Here is a 12,805-nt window from a genome sequence, read left to right as displayed (position 1 = left end):
CGGGCGTCTGAGGCACCTGCCCTACTACTTGTAGTCCTTCAGGCAGAGCAGGAAGTCCTTGCTGTCACCGCTCTCGGTGTACGTGTACTGGAAGTCCTTGGCCTCGGCCTCGCACTTGCTCGAAGCCAGGGTCTCGGTGAGGAACGAGCCTTCGATCTTGGCCAGCACCTTGTACTGAGCCTTCGCGTCGGCGCAGTCGACGACCTCGAGGTCCGGGTTGTTGTCATCCGTGCTGCCGCGGTGCATGCAGTCACCGACCGCGGCGGTCTGGGCGTCGTCCTGGCTGGAGATGTAGCCACCGATGGCCACACCGGCGACGATCAGCACGATGACGATGTTTTTGATCGTCTTGAAGCTGAGCTTGCGGCCCTGCTGCGGCGGCGGAACCGGAGCACCCGGAGGGGGGAACCCGGGCTGACCGGCCTGCTGCGGGAAGCCTCCCTGGGGCGGGTAGGGAGCCTGGCCCTGGGGCTGGCCGTAGGGCTGCTGCTGGCCCTGTGCGAACGGGTTGCCCTGGGGCGGCGGAGTGGTCACTTGGGGGTCCCCCTAGAACATAGGTGCGTGACGCGAAAGGCGCGTTGATAAGACGCACGTAAGTTACCGGCCCTCACTGACAACGCTGCAGCCTCATAAGGCTCTGTGGCACTGATGTGACACTTACTGAAGTTCAAAACGGGCCATAGCCATAGCTACTGCTCCGTAGATAACGGCGATTGTTACCACCAGCGGGACCGATCGACCATCCGGTGGGAGCATCAGGGCAGCCACCGCGGCGGCGGCGACGAAGGCCACGTTGAACAGGACGTCGTACAGGGAGAAGATCCGGCCACGGAAGCCGTCCTCGACGTAGGACTGGACGATGGTGTCCGTGGCGATTTTCGCGCCCTGGGTGGTCAGCCCCAGGACGAATGCCCCGGCCAGAAGCGGGCCGGTGGCGAACGGCAGACCGAGCGTGGGCTCCAGCACCGCGGCTGCCGCGGCGCACACCACGATCCAGCGACCCGGGCCCAGCCGCCCGGCGGCCCAGGGCGTCATGACGGCAGCGGCGAAGAAGCCGGCGCCCGAAGCCCCCAACGCCAGCCCCAGCAGGGCGAGTCCCTCGTCCGTGGTCGAGGTCAACGCGTACCGGCACAGCATCAGCAGGAGAACGAGCATGGCGCCGTAGCAGAAGCGCATCAGCGCCATCGCGGTGAGCGCCCAGGCGGCCTCCCTGCGCGAGGGAGCGGCAAGGTGACGTACGCCTGCCATCAGGTCGCGAGCGGTGCCGGTGACAGCCGTGCTCACCCGGGGGCGTATCAACGCCCGGTCGGGACCCAGCAGTCCCTTGGCGATGCGCAGCGACGCCACGGCCGCGCACAAGTACAGCGCTGCGCCCACGAGCACCACGGCCGCGTCCGAGTCGGCGACGACCAGGCGGACGACGAAGGCGAGACCACCGCCCGCGGTCGCGGCGAGCGTCCCGGCGGTCGGGGACAGGGAGTTGGCGATGACCAGCCGCTCGGTGTCCACGACACGGGGCAGCGCGGCGGACAGTCCGGCGAGCACGAAGCGGTTGACGCCGGTGACGCACAGCGCGGAGACGAACAGCAGCCAGTCGGGCACCCGGCCGAGGATCAGAAGGGCGGTCACCGACGCCATCAGGGCGCGCAGCAGATTGCCGTACAGGAAGACCTGGCGACGGCGCCAGCGGTCCAGCAGGACCCCGGCGAAGGGGCCGACCACGGAGTACGGGAGAAGCAGGATCGCCATCGCGGAGGCGATCGCCGCGGGCGAGGTCTGTCTCTCGGGAGAGAAGACCACGTAGGCGGCGAGTGCGACCTGGAAGACGCCGTCGGCACCCTGGGAGAGCAGCCGGACGGCGAGCAGGCGTCTGAAGCCCTGGAAACGCAGCAGAACGCGCAGGTCACGGACGATGGCCATGGGGCACAGCCTCACATATGGAGAGGGTCTCCGGGACGTACGACCCGGAGACCCTCAACTGCCCACAGTGGAGAGGCCTTAGCGCTCGACCTCGCCCTTGATGAACTTCTCGACGTTCTCACGGGCTTCGTCGTCGAAGTACTGCACCGGCGGGGACTTCATGAAGTACGAGGACGCCGAGAGGATCGGGCCACCGATGCCCCGGTCCTTGGCGATCTTCGCGGCGCGCAGGGCGTCGATGATGACACCGGCGGAGTTCGGGGAGTCCCAGACCTCGAGCTTGTACTCCAGGTTCAGCGGGACGTCACCGAAGGCGCGGCCCTCGAGGCGGACGTAGGCCCACTTGCGGTCGTCCAGCCAGGCCACGTAGTCGGACGGGCCGATGTGGACGTTGTTCTCGCCGAGATCCCGGTCGGGGATCTGCGAGGTGACGGCCTGCGTCTTGGAGATCTTCTTGGACTCCAGGCGCTCGCGCTCGAGCATGTTCTTGAAGTCCATGTTGCCGCCGACGTTCAGCTGCATCGTGCGGTCCAGGACGACACCGCGGTCCTCGAACAGCTTCGCCATGACGCGGTGCGTGATGGTGGCGCCGACCTGGGACTTGATGTCGTCACCGACGATCGGGACGCCCGCCTCGGTGAACTTGTCCGCCCACTCCTTGGTGCCGGCGATGAAGACCGGGAGGGCGTTGACGAAGGCGACCTTGGCGTCGATGGCGCACTGGGCGTAGAACTTCGCAGCGTCGTCGGAACCGACGGGCAGGTAGCAGACGAGGACGTCGACCTGCTTGTCCTTGAGGACCTGGACGACGTCGACCGCCGCCTCTGCGGACTCCTCGATGGTCTCGCGGTAGTACTTGCCGAGACCGTCGAGTGTGTGGCCGCGCTGGACCGTCACACCGGTGGTGGGGACGTCGCAGATCTTGATGGTGTTGTTCTCCGAGGCGCCGATGGCGTCCGCGAGGTCGAGACCGACCTTCTTGGCGTCCACGTCGAAGGCGGCGACGAACTCGACGTCGCTGACGTGGTAGTCGCCGAACTGGACGTGCATCAGGCCCGGCACCTTGGCCGCCGCGTCGGCGTCCTTGTAGTACTCGACTCCCTGCACCAGCGATGCGGCGCAGTTGCCCACGCCGACGATGGCTACGCGAACCGAACCCATTCCGGTTGCTCCCTGTGTGTACGAGTGAGGCCCTCAACGGGTCTCACGTGGCGGTGTCGTCGGGCGAATCCGGCCGGGGATCGTCCCCGGACCGGGGCAGGCCGCCCGTCGCTCCAGATGTGGTGTCCTGCTGAGCGGGCTCTCCGGTGGCGGATCCCTTGAGGTCCCGCCCGGCCCGCTCGCTCTCGATGAGCTCGTTCAGCCAGCGCACTTCGCGCTCCACGGACTCCATTCCGTGGCGCTGGAGCTCGAGCGTGTAGTCGTCGAGGCGCTCCCGGGTCCGGGCCAGGGAGACGCGCATCTTCTCGAGGCGCTCCTCCAGCCGGCTGCGGCGGCCCTCTAGTACGCGCATGCGTACGTCGCGCGACGTCTGCCCGAAGAAGGCGAACCGAGCGGCGAAGGTCTCGTCCTCGTACGCGTCCGGTCCCGTCTGGGAGAGCAGCTGCTCGAAGTGTTCCTTACCCTCCGCCGTCAACCGGTAGACGATCTTGGCGCGGCGCCCCGTGAGCGGAGCGGCCAGGGCGTCCTCGGTGGTGTTACCCGGCTCCTCGATCAACCAGCCTTGGGCGACCAGCGTCTTGAGGCAGGGGTAGAGCGTTCCGTAGCTGAAGGCGCGGAACACGCCCAGTGACGTATTGAGTCGTTTGCGCAGCTCATAGCCGTGCATCGGTGACTCGCGGAGCAGGCCGAGTACGGCGAACTCGAGGATCCCGGAACGTCGGCTCATCGTCGCCTCCCCTCTGCCGCGGTCATGCCATGACGGGCTCGTGTACGGCTCGTCGCCGCCCTTATGTCGAGCTGATGTATCGACTCGATACATCACGACGATAGAACGGCCTCCCGGATGCGACAAGAGGGAGAAGAGTGAACGGGATCACATCACCGATTCATCGCGCGCAAGTTGCCTGATTTGAGGTGAACTTCTGTGCTCGGAAGGTTTTGGCGGTGCGTAGTCTGTGCGCCATGCACACCACCGGGAACCAAGTGACGCCTGGGGGCGTCTCTGTCCCTGGTGTAGTACGGGTGAATGCGGAAACCTCCGCATCCGTACTGCGGGGGGACCGGAAACCAGCCGCCGTTTCCAGGCGCCCAAGGGTGCGCCTGCCCTAGGAGTAGTCGTTCGATGAGCGAGCACCGTCGCAAACCGCCGCAGCCGCAGGGAGGCGGACGTGCCGCGGCCCGACGCGGCCAGTCCGGCTCGTCCTCCGGCCGCCGCGCGGCTCCGCGAGGCGCCACCGGGTCTCCGTCCCTCTCCCATGGGTCGGGTTCCCACGGCTCGGGGGGTGAGGACCGTACGTACGGCAGCCGTGCCGAGGCGCGGCGCGCGGCACAGAGAGGCGGAGGCCGTCGGGCCGGTTCCGCCGGCCCCGGTCGCGGAAGGGGCCGCGCGGCTCCACCCGGCAAGAAGCGGATCATCGACTATCCGCGGCACAACAAGGACGGCTGGCAGCGCTGGCTGCCGTCCTGGAGGCTCGTGTCCGGGCTGTGCATCGCGTTCTTCGGCAGCCTGGTCGCCGTGGCCGGCATCGGCTACGCCATGGTGGGCGTGCCCAGCGAGGAGAACGCCGCGGCCTTGTCCGAGAACAACGTCTACTACTGGGCTGACGAGACTCAGATGGTCGCCACAGGTAGCGGCCAGAACCGGCAGAACGTCACGATCGACCGCATCCCCGAGGCGATGCAGTGGGCGGTGATCTCCGCCGAGAACAAGAGCTTCTACCAGGACTCGGGCATCGACCCCTCGGGCATCGCCCGGGCGCTGGCCAACATGGCGCGGGGCGGTGACACGCAGGGTGGCTCGACGATCACCCAGCAGTTCGTGAAGAACACCTACCTGAGCCAGGAACAGACGATCGGCCGGAAGTTCAAGGAGATGTTCATCTCGATCAAGGTGGGCACCAAGCTCTCCAAGGAAGAGATCCTCCAGGGCTACCTCAACACCTCGTACTACGGCCGGGGCGCCTACGGCATCCAGGCCGCCGCCCAGACCTACTACGGCAAGGACGCGGTCGACCTCACGCCGAGCCAGTGCGCCTTCCTCGCCGCGCTGCTCAAGGGCCCGACGTACTACGACCCCGCGGGCAACCAGAGCCTCGACTCCTCAGCCACCGCTGAAGCGAACCGGGAGCGCTCCGAGGAGCGCTGGGGCTGGATTCTCGAGCAGATGCACACGGACAAGCACCTCTCGGATGCCGAGTACCAGGAGGCGACCAAGAAGTACCCCATGCCTCAGGGCCGCAAGGCGACCAAGGGCATGACCGGCCAGATCAGCTATCTCGTGGACACGGCGAAGCGGTACGTCCTGAAGAACTCCGACATCACGGAGGCGCAGTTCGACCAGGGCGGCTACCAGATCTACACGACCTTCGAGAAGAGCAAGGTCGAGGCACTGGCCAAGGCCGTGAAGAAGGTCGAGCAGGAGAAGATCGACCCGGAGAAGCGCGAACTGGACAAGCACGTGCAGTTCGGCGCGGCGTCGGTGAAACCCAACGACGGTGCGATCGTCGCTCTCTACGGCGGAGCCGGCTTCGAGAACGGTCACTTCAACAACAACGCCGACACCTCCGGCGTCCCCGTCGGTTCGACGTGGAAGCCGTTCGTGCTCGCCGCCGCGATGCAGCACGGCACCTACAAGACCAATGGCCAGGGTGTCTCACCGCAGAGCAAGTACAACGGTGACGACCACCTGCAGATCAGGAACAACGACGGCTCCCTCGTGCTCAAGAAGGACAACACGCCCTTCTACCAGGAGAACGAGAGCGACTACCCGTGGGGTTACATCACCCTGCACAAGGCGATGGAGCAGTCCGTCAACACCCCCTTCGTGCAGCTCGGCATGGACGTGGGGATGAAGCACGTGGCGGATGTCGCCGAGAAGTCCGGCATCCTCAAGGACAGCTTCGCCGGGCTGAACGCGTCGTTCGCCCTTGGCACGTCGACGCCGAGCGCGATCCGCATGGCGGACGCCTACGCGACCTTCGCGGCATCGGGCAAGCAGGCCGACCCGTACTCGGTGACCGCCGTCAAGCACAAGGGGTCGGAGCTGCCGAACTTCGAGAAGCCGCGGGTCGAGCAGGCGATGCCGGAGAACGTGGCGCACAACGTCACCAAGGTCCTCGAGAACGTGATCGAGAACGGTACCGGTAAGAACGCGCTGGAGCTGGGGCGTACGGCCGCCGGCAAGACGGGTACGACGGACGAGAACAAGTCCGCCTGGTTCGTCGGCTACACCCAGCAGCTTGCGACCTCGGTCGCGATGTTCCGTGAGGACCCCGAGAGCCACAAGCTGCTCTCCATGAACGGCACGGCGGGTGAGGACTCCATCCACGGTGGTGACGTTCCGACGCAGGTGTGGACCGAGTTCATGAAGGCCGCGCTGAAGGGGGAGCCCGACCCCGGCTTCCCCGAAGCCGAGGAGATCGGCGAGATCGCGGACGGGATCGGCGCGCCGTCCCCGACCCCGACCATCACGGAGACCGAGGAGGCGACCCCGTCGGCGTCTCCGACCCCCACCGAGACCGAGACCACTCCGACACCCACCGAGTCCGCCACGTGTGGACCGTTCGACTTCAACTGTGAGGACGAAGAGGAGACGGGTGGCACCGGTCCGGGTGGCACGGACGCCGGTGGTACGGACGGAGGAGCGACCAATTCACCGGAACCGACGGAGAGCGGTGACACCGGCACCAGCAACGGGAACGGCAACGGCAACGGCGGCATCTTCGGAGGCGCTGCCGATTAGTCGGTCTCTCACCCGGCTTGGGTGTTTCACGTGAAACATGGGCCGCCGCACCTCCGGGTGCGGCGGCCCTCAGCATGTCCCTGGCCCTGTACGGCAGGATGTGCGGCATGCCCAGTGGAGAATCGACGCAAGCGAGCGTCCATGAGCCGGAACTGGTGCGGCCGACCGAGGAGGACCGGGTCGCCGCGGCCGGCAGCGAGCTGATCGGTGGTCCGCTCGGGCGGCGTGCCCTGCGCGGCAGATCCTGGTGGACCCCGGTGCGGGTGATCGCGCTCGTGGCGATCGGAATGTTCGCCCTCGGCCTGATCCAGAAGGCGCCCTGCTACAACGGAGCCTGGTTCTTCGGCGCCAGCTCCCAGTACACGCACGCGTGCTACTCGGACATCCCGCACCTCTACCAGGGGCGCGGTTTCGCCGACGGGCTGGTGCCGTACTTCGACAAGCTCCCCGGGGACATGCAGTACCTCGAGTACCCGGTGCTGACCGGTGTGTTCATGGAGGTCGCCGCCTGGCTCACTCCCGGCAGCGGCAGCATCCAGGACCAGGAGCAGTGGTACTGGATGGTCAACGCCGGGATGCTCATGGCGTGCGCGGCCGTCATCGCCGTCTGCCTGACCCGCACACACGCCCGGCGGCCCTGGGACGGTCTGCTGGTCGCGCTGGCACCGGCCTTCGCGCTCACCGCGACCATCAACTGGGACCTGCTGGCGGTCGCTCTGACGGCCGCCGCGATGTTGATGTGGTCGCGGGGGCGTTCCCTCGCCTTCGGCGTCCTCCTCGGGCTCGCCACGGCCGCCAAGCTCTATCCCGTGCTGCTGCTCGGGCCGCTGCTGGTGCTGTGCTGGCGTGCGGGGCGGTGGCGGGCGTACGGGACGGCCCTCGTCGGCGCGGCCGTCGCCTGGCTCGTCGTGAACGGGCCCGTGATGCTGTTCGCGTTCGACGGCTGGTCGAAGTTCTACACCTTCAGCCAGGAGCGAGGCGTCGACTTCGGGTCCTTCTGGCTGATCATGGCGCAGAACTCGGACGACCCGCTGAGCACCGACACGGTCAACACGTTCGCCACCCTGCTGATGCTGCTGTGCTGCGTGGGCGTCGCGGCGCTCGCGCTGACGGCTCCGCGCCGGCCGCGCTTCGCCCAGCTCGCCTTCCTGATCGTCGCGGCGTTCATCCTCACCAACAAGGTCTACTCACCCCAGTACGTCCTGTGGCTGGTGCCGCTGGCGGCCCTCGCCCGGCCGAAGTGGCGGGACTTCCTCGTCTGGCAGGCCTGTGAGGTGGCGTACTTCCTGGGCATCTGGATGTATCTCGCGTACACGACCAGCGGGGACGCGCACAAGGGGCTGCCCACCGACGGCTACCACTGGGCCATCGGCGTGCATCTGCTGGGGACGCTCTACCTGTGTGTCATGGTCGTGCGCGACATCCTGATGCCGGAGCGGGATCCGGTGCGCCGGTCCGGCGACGACGACCCGTCGGGCGGGGTGCTCGACGGGGCCGAGGATGCCTTCGTGCTCGGTCCCGCAGCTCGTCCCGCGCGCCACGCGGCCCACTTCGAAGGACCACAGGTCGAGTGGGGCAGGACGGGAGCCACGAGCGGTTCGCTCTGAGCGAACAGCCCGGGAGGCCTCCGGAGCACGGCGTCCTCAAGGCAGGAGAAGAGCCGTACACGGGCAACCGTGTACGGCCCTTTGGCGATGCTCAGCGGTCGACGAGACGGTCGAACTGCGTGGTGGTGTGGCGGAGATGAGCCACCAGTTCCTCGCCGACCTTCGGTTCCGGCGCGTCCGAGGGCACGAAGAGGATCGACACCTGCATGTGCGGCGGCTCGGCGAACCAGCGCTGCTTGCCGCCCCAGACGAACGGCGAGAGGTTCCGGTTGACCGTGGCGAGGCCCGCGCGGGCGACGCCCTTGGCACGCGGCATGACGCCGTGCAGGGCCTTGGGGGCCTCCAGGCCCACCCCGTGCGAGGTGCCGCCCGCCACGACCACCAGGTAACCGTCGGAGGCGGCCTTCTGCTGCCGGTAGCCGAACCGCTCCCCTTTGGCGACGCGCGTGACGTCCAGGACCGCGCCCCGGTACTCGGTGGCCTCGTGGTCCCCCAGCCAGAGCCGGGTGCCGATCCGGGCGCGGAAGCGGGTCTGCGGGAACTGCTGCCGCAGCCGGGCGAGTTCGTCGGCCTTGAGGTGGCTCACGAACATCGTGTGCAGCGGGAGGCGGGCCGCCCGCAGTCGGTCCATCCAGCCGATGACCTCCTCGACCGCGTCCGAACCGTCGGTACGGTCCAGGGGCAGATGGATGGCGAAGCCCTCCAGCCGGACGTTCTCTATCGCGGCGTGCAGCTGAGGCAGGTCCTGCTCGCTGATGCCGTGCCGCTTCATCGAGGACATCACCTCGATGACGACGCGGGCACCGACCAGGCCGTACACGCCGTCGATCGACGACACCGAGCGGATGACCCGGTCGGGCAGCGGTACGGGCTCCTCGCCGCGCCGGTACGGCGTCAGCACCAGCAGGTCACCGCCGAACCAGTCCTTGATCCGTGCGGCCTCGTACGTCGTGCCGACCGCGAGGACGTCCGAGCCCAGTCGTGTGGCCTCCTCGGCCAGCCGCTCGTGCCCGAAGCCGTAGCCGTTGCCCTTGCAGACGGGGACGAGCCCCGGGAACTGCTCCTGCACGTGCTTGTGATGCGCCCGCCAGCGCGCGGTGTCGACGTAGAGCGTGAGCGCCATGGCCGGACCTGGAACCTTTCTCGTGGATGCGGTGTAGCAAAGGTAGGGGAGCAGACGAAGCCGTCAGGGCGGCGAAGACCGGGTCAGCGGCGCGACATGTAGATGTCGAGAGCCTTGTGGAGAAGCTTGTTCAGCGGGAAGTCCCACTCCCCGAGGTACTCGGCCGCCTGACCGCCGGTGCCCACCTTGAACTGGATCAGACCGAAGAGGTGGTCGGTCTCGTCCAGCGAGTCGGAGATACCACGCAGGTCGTAGACGGTGGCGCCGAGCGCATAGGCGTCGCGCAGCATCCGCCACTGCATCGCGTTCGAGGGCCGGACCTCGCGGCCGATGTTGTCGGAGGCGCCGTAGGAGTACCAGACGTGCCCGCCGACGATCAGCATCGTCGCCGCGGACAGATTCACGCCGTTGTGCCGGGCGAAATACAGCCGCATGCGATTGGGGTCCTCGGTGTTGAGGGCCGACCACATGCGCTGGAAGTACGACAGCGGGCGGGGCCGGAAATGGTCGCGCACCGCCGTGATCTCGTACAGCCGCTGCCACTCGGGCAGGTCGTCGTAGCCCCCCTGGACGACCTCGACGCCGGCCTTCTCCGCCTTCTTGATGTTGCGGCGCCACAGCTGGTTGAAGTTCTTGTGGACATCTTCCAGGGCGCGGTTGGCCAGCGGCACCTGGTAGACGTAGCGGGGCTGGACGTCGCCGAAGCCGGCGCCGCCGTCCTCGCCCTGCTGCCAGCCCATACGGCGCAGCTTGTCGGCGACCTCGAAGGCGCGGGGCTCGATGAAGTCGGCCTCCAGGTCGCGCAGCCGCTTCACGTCCTGGTCCTGGATGCCCTTCTTGATGGTCGCGGCCTCCCAGCGCCGGATGATCACCGGCGGCCCCATCTTCACCGAGAACGCGCCCTGCTGCTTCAGGTGCGCGAGCATCGGCTCGATCCACTCCTGGAGATTCGGCGCGAACCAGTTGATGACCGGGCCCTCGGGCAGATAGGCGAGGTAGCGCTTGATCTTGGGCAGCTGCCGGTAGAGGACGAGACCGGCACCGACCAGCTCACCGGTCCGGTCGTCGAACCAGCCGAGACTCTCCGAGCGCCATTCCGCCTTGACGTCAGCCCAGGCCGGGACCTGCATGTGACTCGCCGACGGCAGGCTCTGGATGTAGGCCAGATGCTGCTCTCGACTGATGGTCCTCAGGGTCAGGCTCATTCGGGGCGCTCCTCGGGCTGGTGTGTCCCCATGGGTTCAGGGGCTCCGGCTCTCGCGCGAAGCCTACTGCGCCTTGGCGGCGCCCCGGTTGGGCGCACGGGACCTTCGCCCCGGCCCGTCGCCGGCCGGGGCGTTCGACGATGTTCGAAGGCAGGGGTGTCCGACGTCAGTCGAAGAGCCCGCCGAAGAGGCCACCGTGCGCCATGCCCAGGAAGAAACCGACCGCCGCGGCACCAAGGCCCAGGATGAGGCCGAAGCGCTCACGCGTCGTCTCCGAGGTCCACTGGCCGTACGCGCCGGTGATGATTCCCACCAGGCCGGCCCAGGAGCTGAGCAGATGCAGATGGTCGAACATCGCCGTGATGAAGGACGTGACGCCCAGCGCCAGGGTCACCGCGAGCAGGGTGGCCTGGAGGGGATGGGGCTTGCCGTCCGTGGCGAAAAGGCCTCCGGCGGTGGGTCGCAATGCCTGTGCCATGGGGCACCTCCTGCGAAAGGCGGCGAATCGTAGCGCCATACACACCCGATGTGTACAGATTGGGGGTCCCTCCGGCCGGATTTCAACCGGAAGCCGCTGTGCGGGTAGTCTGTAGCGTCTGCACCGGTGTCTGTCCGGACAGAGCCAGGCAAGGGGAGGGCCCACGGTCCGTCCCGGCCGGCCTGGGAAACCGCCGCCCGGCCTCGATTGTCAGTGGCGGCTGTTTTACTGACAGGCATCGTTGCGCAACGCATCACGACCCTCCTGCCACGGAACGACCGTGGCCGCTGAGTCCAAAGGAGGTGGGTTCCACATGCGTCACTACGAGGTGATGGTCATCCTCGACCCCGATCTCGAGGAGCGTTCTGTCTCCCCGCTGATCGAGAACTTCCTCTCTGTCGTCCGTGACGGCGGCGGAAAGGTCGAGAAGGTCGACACCTGGGGCCGTCGTCGTCTCTCGTACGAGATCAAGAAGAAGCCCGAGGGCATCTACTCGGTCATCGACCTGCAGGCCGAGCCTGCGGTCGTCAAGGAGCTCGACCGCCAGATGAACCTGAACGAGTCGGTCCTCCGGACCAAGGTCCTCCGCCCCGAGACCCACTGAGCCCTTCCGCTCAGCTGATCTCGGGACTCGAGTAGCAGCACCAAGCAGCCAGCAGCAAACCCGCCGAGAGGTTCCCCCATGGCAGGCGAGACCGTCATCACGGTCGTCGGCAATCTTGTCGATGACCCCGAGCTGCGCTTCACCCCGTCCGGTGCGGCCGTCGCGAAGTTCCGTGTCGCGTCGACCCCCCGCACCTTCGACCGCCAGACGAACGAGTGGAAGGACGGCGAGAGCCTGTTCCTGACCTGCTCGGTCTGGCGTCAGGCGGCGGAGAACGTCGCCGAGTCGCTCCAGCGAGGCATGCGCGTCATTGTGCAGGGCCGGCTGAAGCAGCGGTCCTACGAGGACCGTGAGGGCGTCAAGCGCACGGTCTACGAGCTGGACGTCGAGGAAGTCGGCGCCAGCCTGCGCAACGCCACGGCCAAGGTCACCAAGACCACCGGCCGCGGTGGCCAGGGAGGCTACGGCGGTGGCGGTGGCGGCGGCCAGGGTGGCGGCGGCTGGGGCGGTGGCCCCGGCGGCGGTCAGCAGGGCGGCGGCGCTCCCGCCGACGACCCGTGGGCGACCGGCACTCCCGTCGGCGGCCAGCAGGGTGGCGGCGGCTGGGGCGGTGGCTCCGGCTCCGGTTCCGGCAGCGGCGGCGGCTACTCGGACGAGCCCCCCTTCTAGGTGGGCCGTACCCACACTTCTTGATCACACAGGAGATACACCATGGCGAAGCCGCCTGTGCGCAAGCCGAAGAAGAAGGTCTGCGCATTCTGCAAGGACAAGGTCACGTACGTGGACTACAAGGACACGAACATGCTGCGGAAGTTCATTTCCGACCGCGGCAAGATCCGTGCCCGCCGCGTGACCGGCAACTGCACGCAGCACCAGCGTGACGTCGCCACGGCCGTCAAGAACAGCCGTGAGATGGCGCTGCTGCCCTACACGTCCACCGCGCGATAAGGGAAGGGTGACCGACT

The 12,805-nt window shown here is 67.5% G+C and carries 12 protein-coding genes; 5 read left to right on the top strand and 7 right to left on the bottom strand.

Features of this window, described 5'->3' with window-relative positions:
- Nucleotides 1-24: 24 nt before the first annotated feature.
- The 4 genes from IE178_RS21055 to IE178_RS21040 all read right to left on the bottom strand — a co-directional run bounded on the left by IE178_RS21055 (nt 25) and on the right by IE178_RS21040 (nt 3,808).
- On the bottom strand, nt 25-534 hold the full coding sequence (locus IE178_RS21055; RefSeq protein ID WP_193513367.1) for an LppU/SCO3897 family protein: 510 nt from the start codon (nt 532-534) through the stop codon (nt 25-27).
- Between the two features lie 123 nt (nt 535-657).
- Entirely contained in the window at nt 658-1,920 is a 1,263-nt protein-coding gene (locus tag IE178_RS21050) for an MFS transporter (protein ID WP_193513366.1), read from the bottom strand.
- 78 nt (nt 1,921-1,998) lie between these two features.
- Nucleotides 1,999-3,081, bottom strand: a complete 1,083-nt coding sequence (locus IE178_RS21045) for an inositol-3-phosphate synthase (RefSeq protein ID WP_184764340.1) — start codon at nt 3,079-3,081, stop codon at nt 1,999-2,001.
- Between the two features lie 43 nt (nt 3,082-3,124).
- A complete protein-coding gene (locus IE178_RS21040; protein ID WP_184764341.1) occupies nt 3,125-3,808 on the bottom strand; it encodes a PadR family transcriptional regulator in 684 nt (227 codons plus the stop codon).
- Nucleotides 3,809-4,204: 396 nt separating this feature from the next.
- On the opposite strand from IE178_RS21040, the gene IE178_RS21035 reads away from it, so the two are divergent.
- A complete protein-coding gene (locus IE178_RS21035; RefSeq protein WP_229876042.1) occupies nt 4,205-6,823 on the top strand; it encodes a transglycosylase domain-containing protein in 2,619 nt (872 codons plus the stop codon).
- A 98-nt stretch (nt 6,824-6,921) separates the two neighbouring features.
- Nucleotides 6,922-8,430, top strand: a complete 1,509-nt coding sequence (locus tag IE178_RS21030; RefSeq protein ID WP_184764485.1) for a glycosyltransferase family 87 protein — start codon at nt 6,922-6,924, stop codon at nt 8,428-8,430.
- 91 nt (nt 8,431-8,521) lie between these two features.
- On the opposite strand, the gene IE178_RS21025 is transcribed toward IE178_RS21030, so the two are convergent.
- The 3 genes from IE178_RS21025 to IE178_RS21015 all read right to left on the bottom strand — a co-directional run bounded on the left by IE178_RS21025 (nt 8,522) and on the right by IE178_RS21015 (nt 11,236).
- Nucleotides 8,522-9,553 (bottom strand): alanine racemase, encoded by a 1,032-nt coding sequence (locus tag IE178_RS21025; RefSeq protein ID WP_193513365.1) that lies wholly within the window; start codon nt 9,551-9,553, stop codon nt 8,522-8,524.
- Nucleotides 9,554-9,636: 83 nt separating this feature from the next.
- Nucleotides 9,637-10,758, bottom strand: a complete 1,122-nt coding sequence (femX, locus tag IE178_RS21020) for a peptidoglycan bridge formation glycyltransferase FemX (RefSeq protein ID WP_184764343.1) — start codon at nt 10,756-10,758, stop codon at nt 9,637-9,639.
- 166 nt (nt 10,759-10,924) lie between these two features.
- Nucleotides 10,925-11,236, bottom strand: coding sequence for a hypothetical protein (locus IE178_RS21015; RefSeq protein WP_193513364.1), 312 nt, complete (start codon nt 11,234-11,236; stop codon nt 10,925-10,927).
- 313 nt (nt 11,237-11,549) lie between these two features.
- Here IE178_RS21015 and rpsF point away from each other — a divergent pair, with 313 nt between their 5' ends.
- From rpsF to rpsR, 3 genes are all read left to right on the top strand, one after another.
- A complete protein-coding gene (gene rpsF / locus IE178_RS21010) occupies nt 11,550-11,840 on the top strand; it encodes a 30S ribosomal protein S6 (protein WP_019324683.1) in 291 nt (96 codons plus the stop codon).
- Nucleotides 11,841-11,918: 78 nt separating this feature from the next.
- Nucleotides 11,919-12,509 (top strand): single-stranded DNA-binding protein, encoded by a 591-nt coding sequence (locus IE178_RS21005; protein ID WP_193513363.1) that lies wholly within the window; start codon nt 11,919-11,921, stop codon nt 12,507-12,509.
- A 42-nt stretch (nt 12,510-12,551) separates the two neighbouring features.
- Nucleotides 12,552-12,788, top strand: a complete 237-nt coding sequence (gene rpsR / locus IE178_RS21000; RefSeq protein WP_003949403.1) for a 30S ribosomal protein S18 — start codon at nt 12,552-12,554, stop codon at nt 12,786-12,788.
- Nucleotides 12,789-12,805 lie beyond the last annotated feature (17 nt).

This window comes from Streptomyces griseoloalbus (assembly GCA_014650015.1).
Classification (GTDB): Bacteria; Actinomycetota; Actinomycetes; order Streptomycetales; family Streptomycetaceae; genus Streptomyces; species Streptomyces griseoloalbus.
The sequence above is the reverse complement of the archived record's forward strand: the minus strand, read 5'-3'. Positions and strand labels throughout refer to the sequence as shown.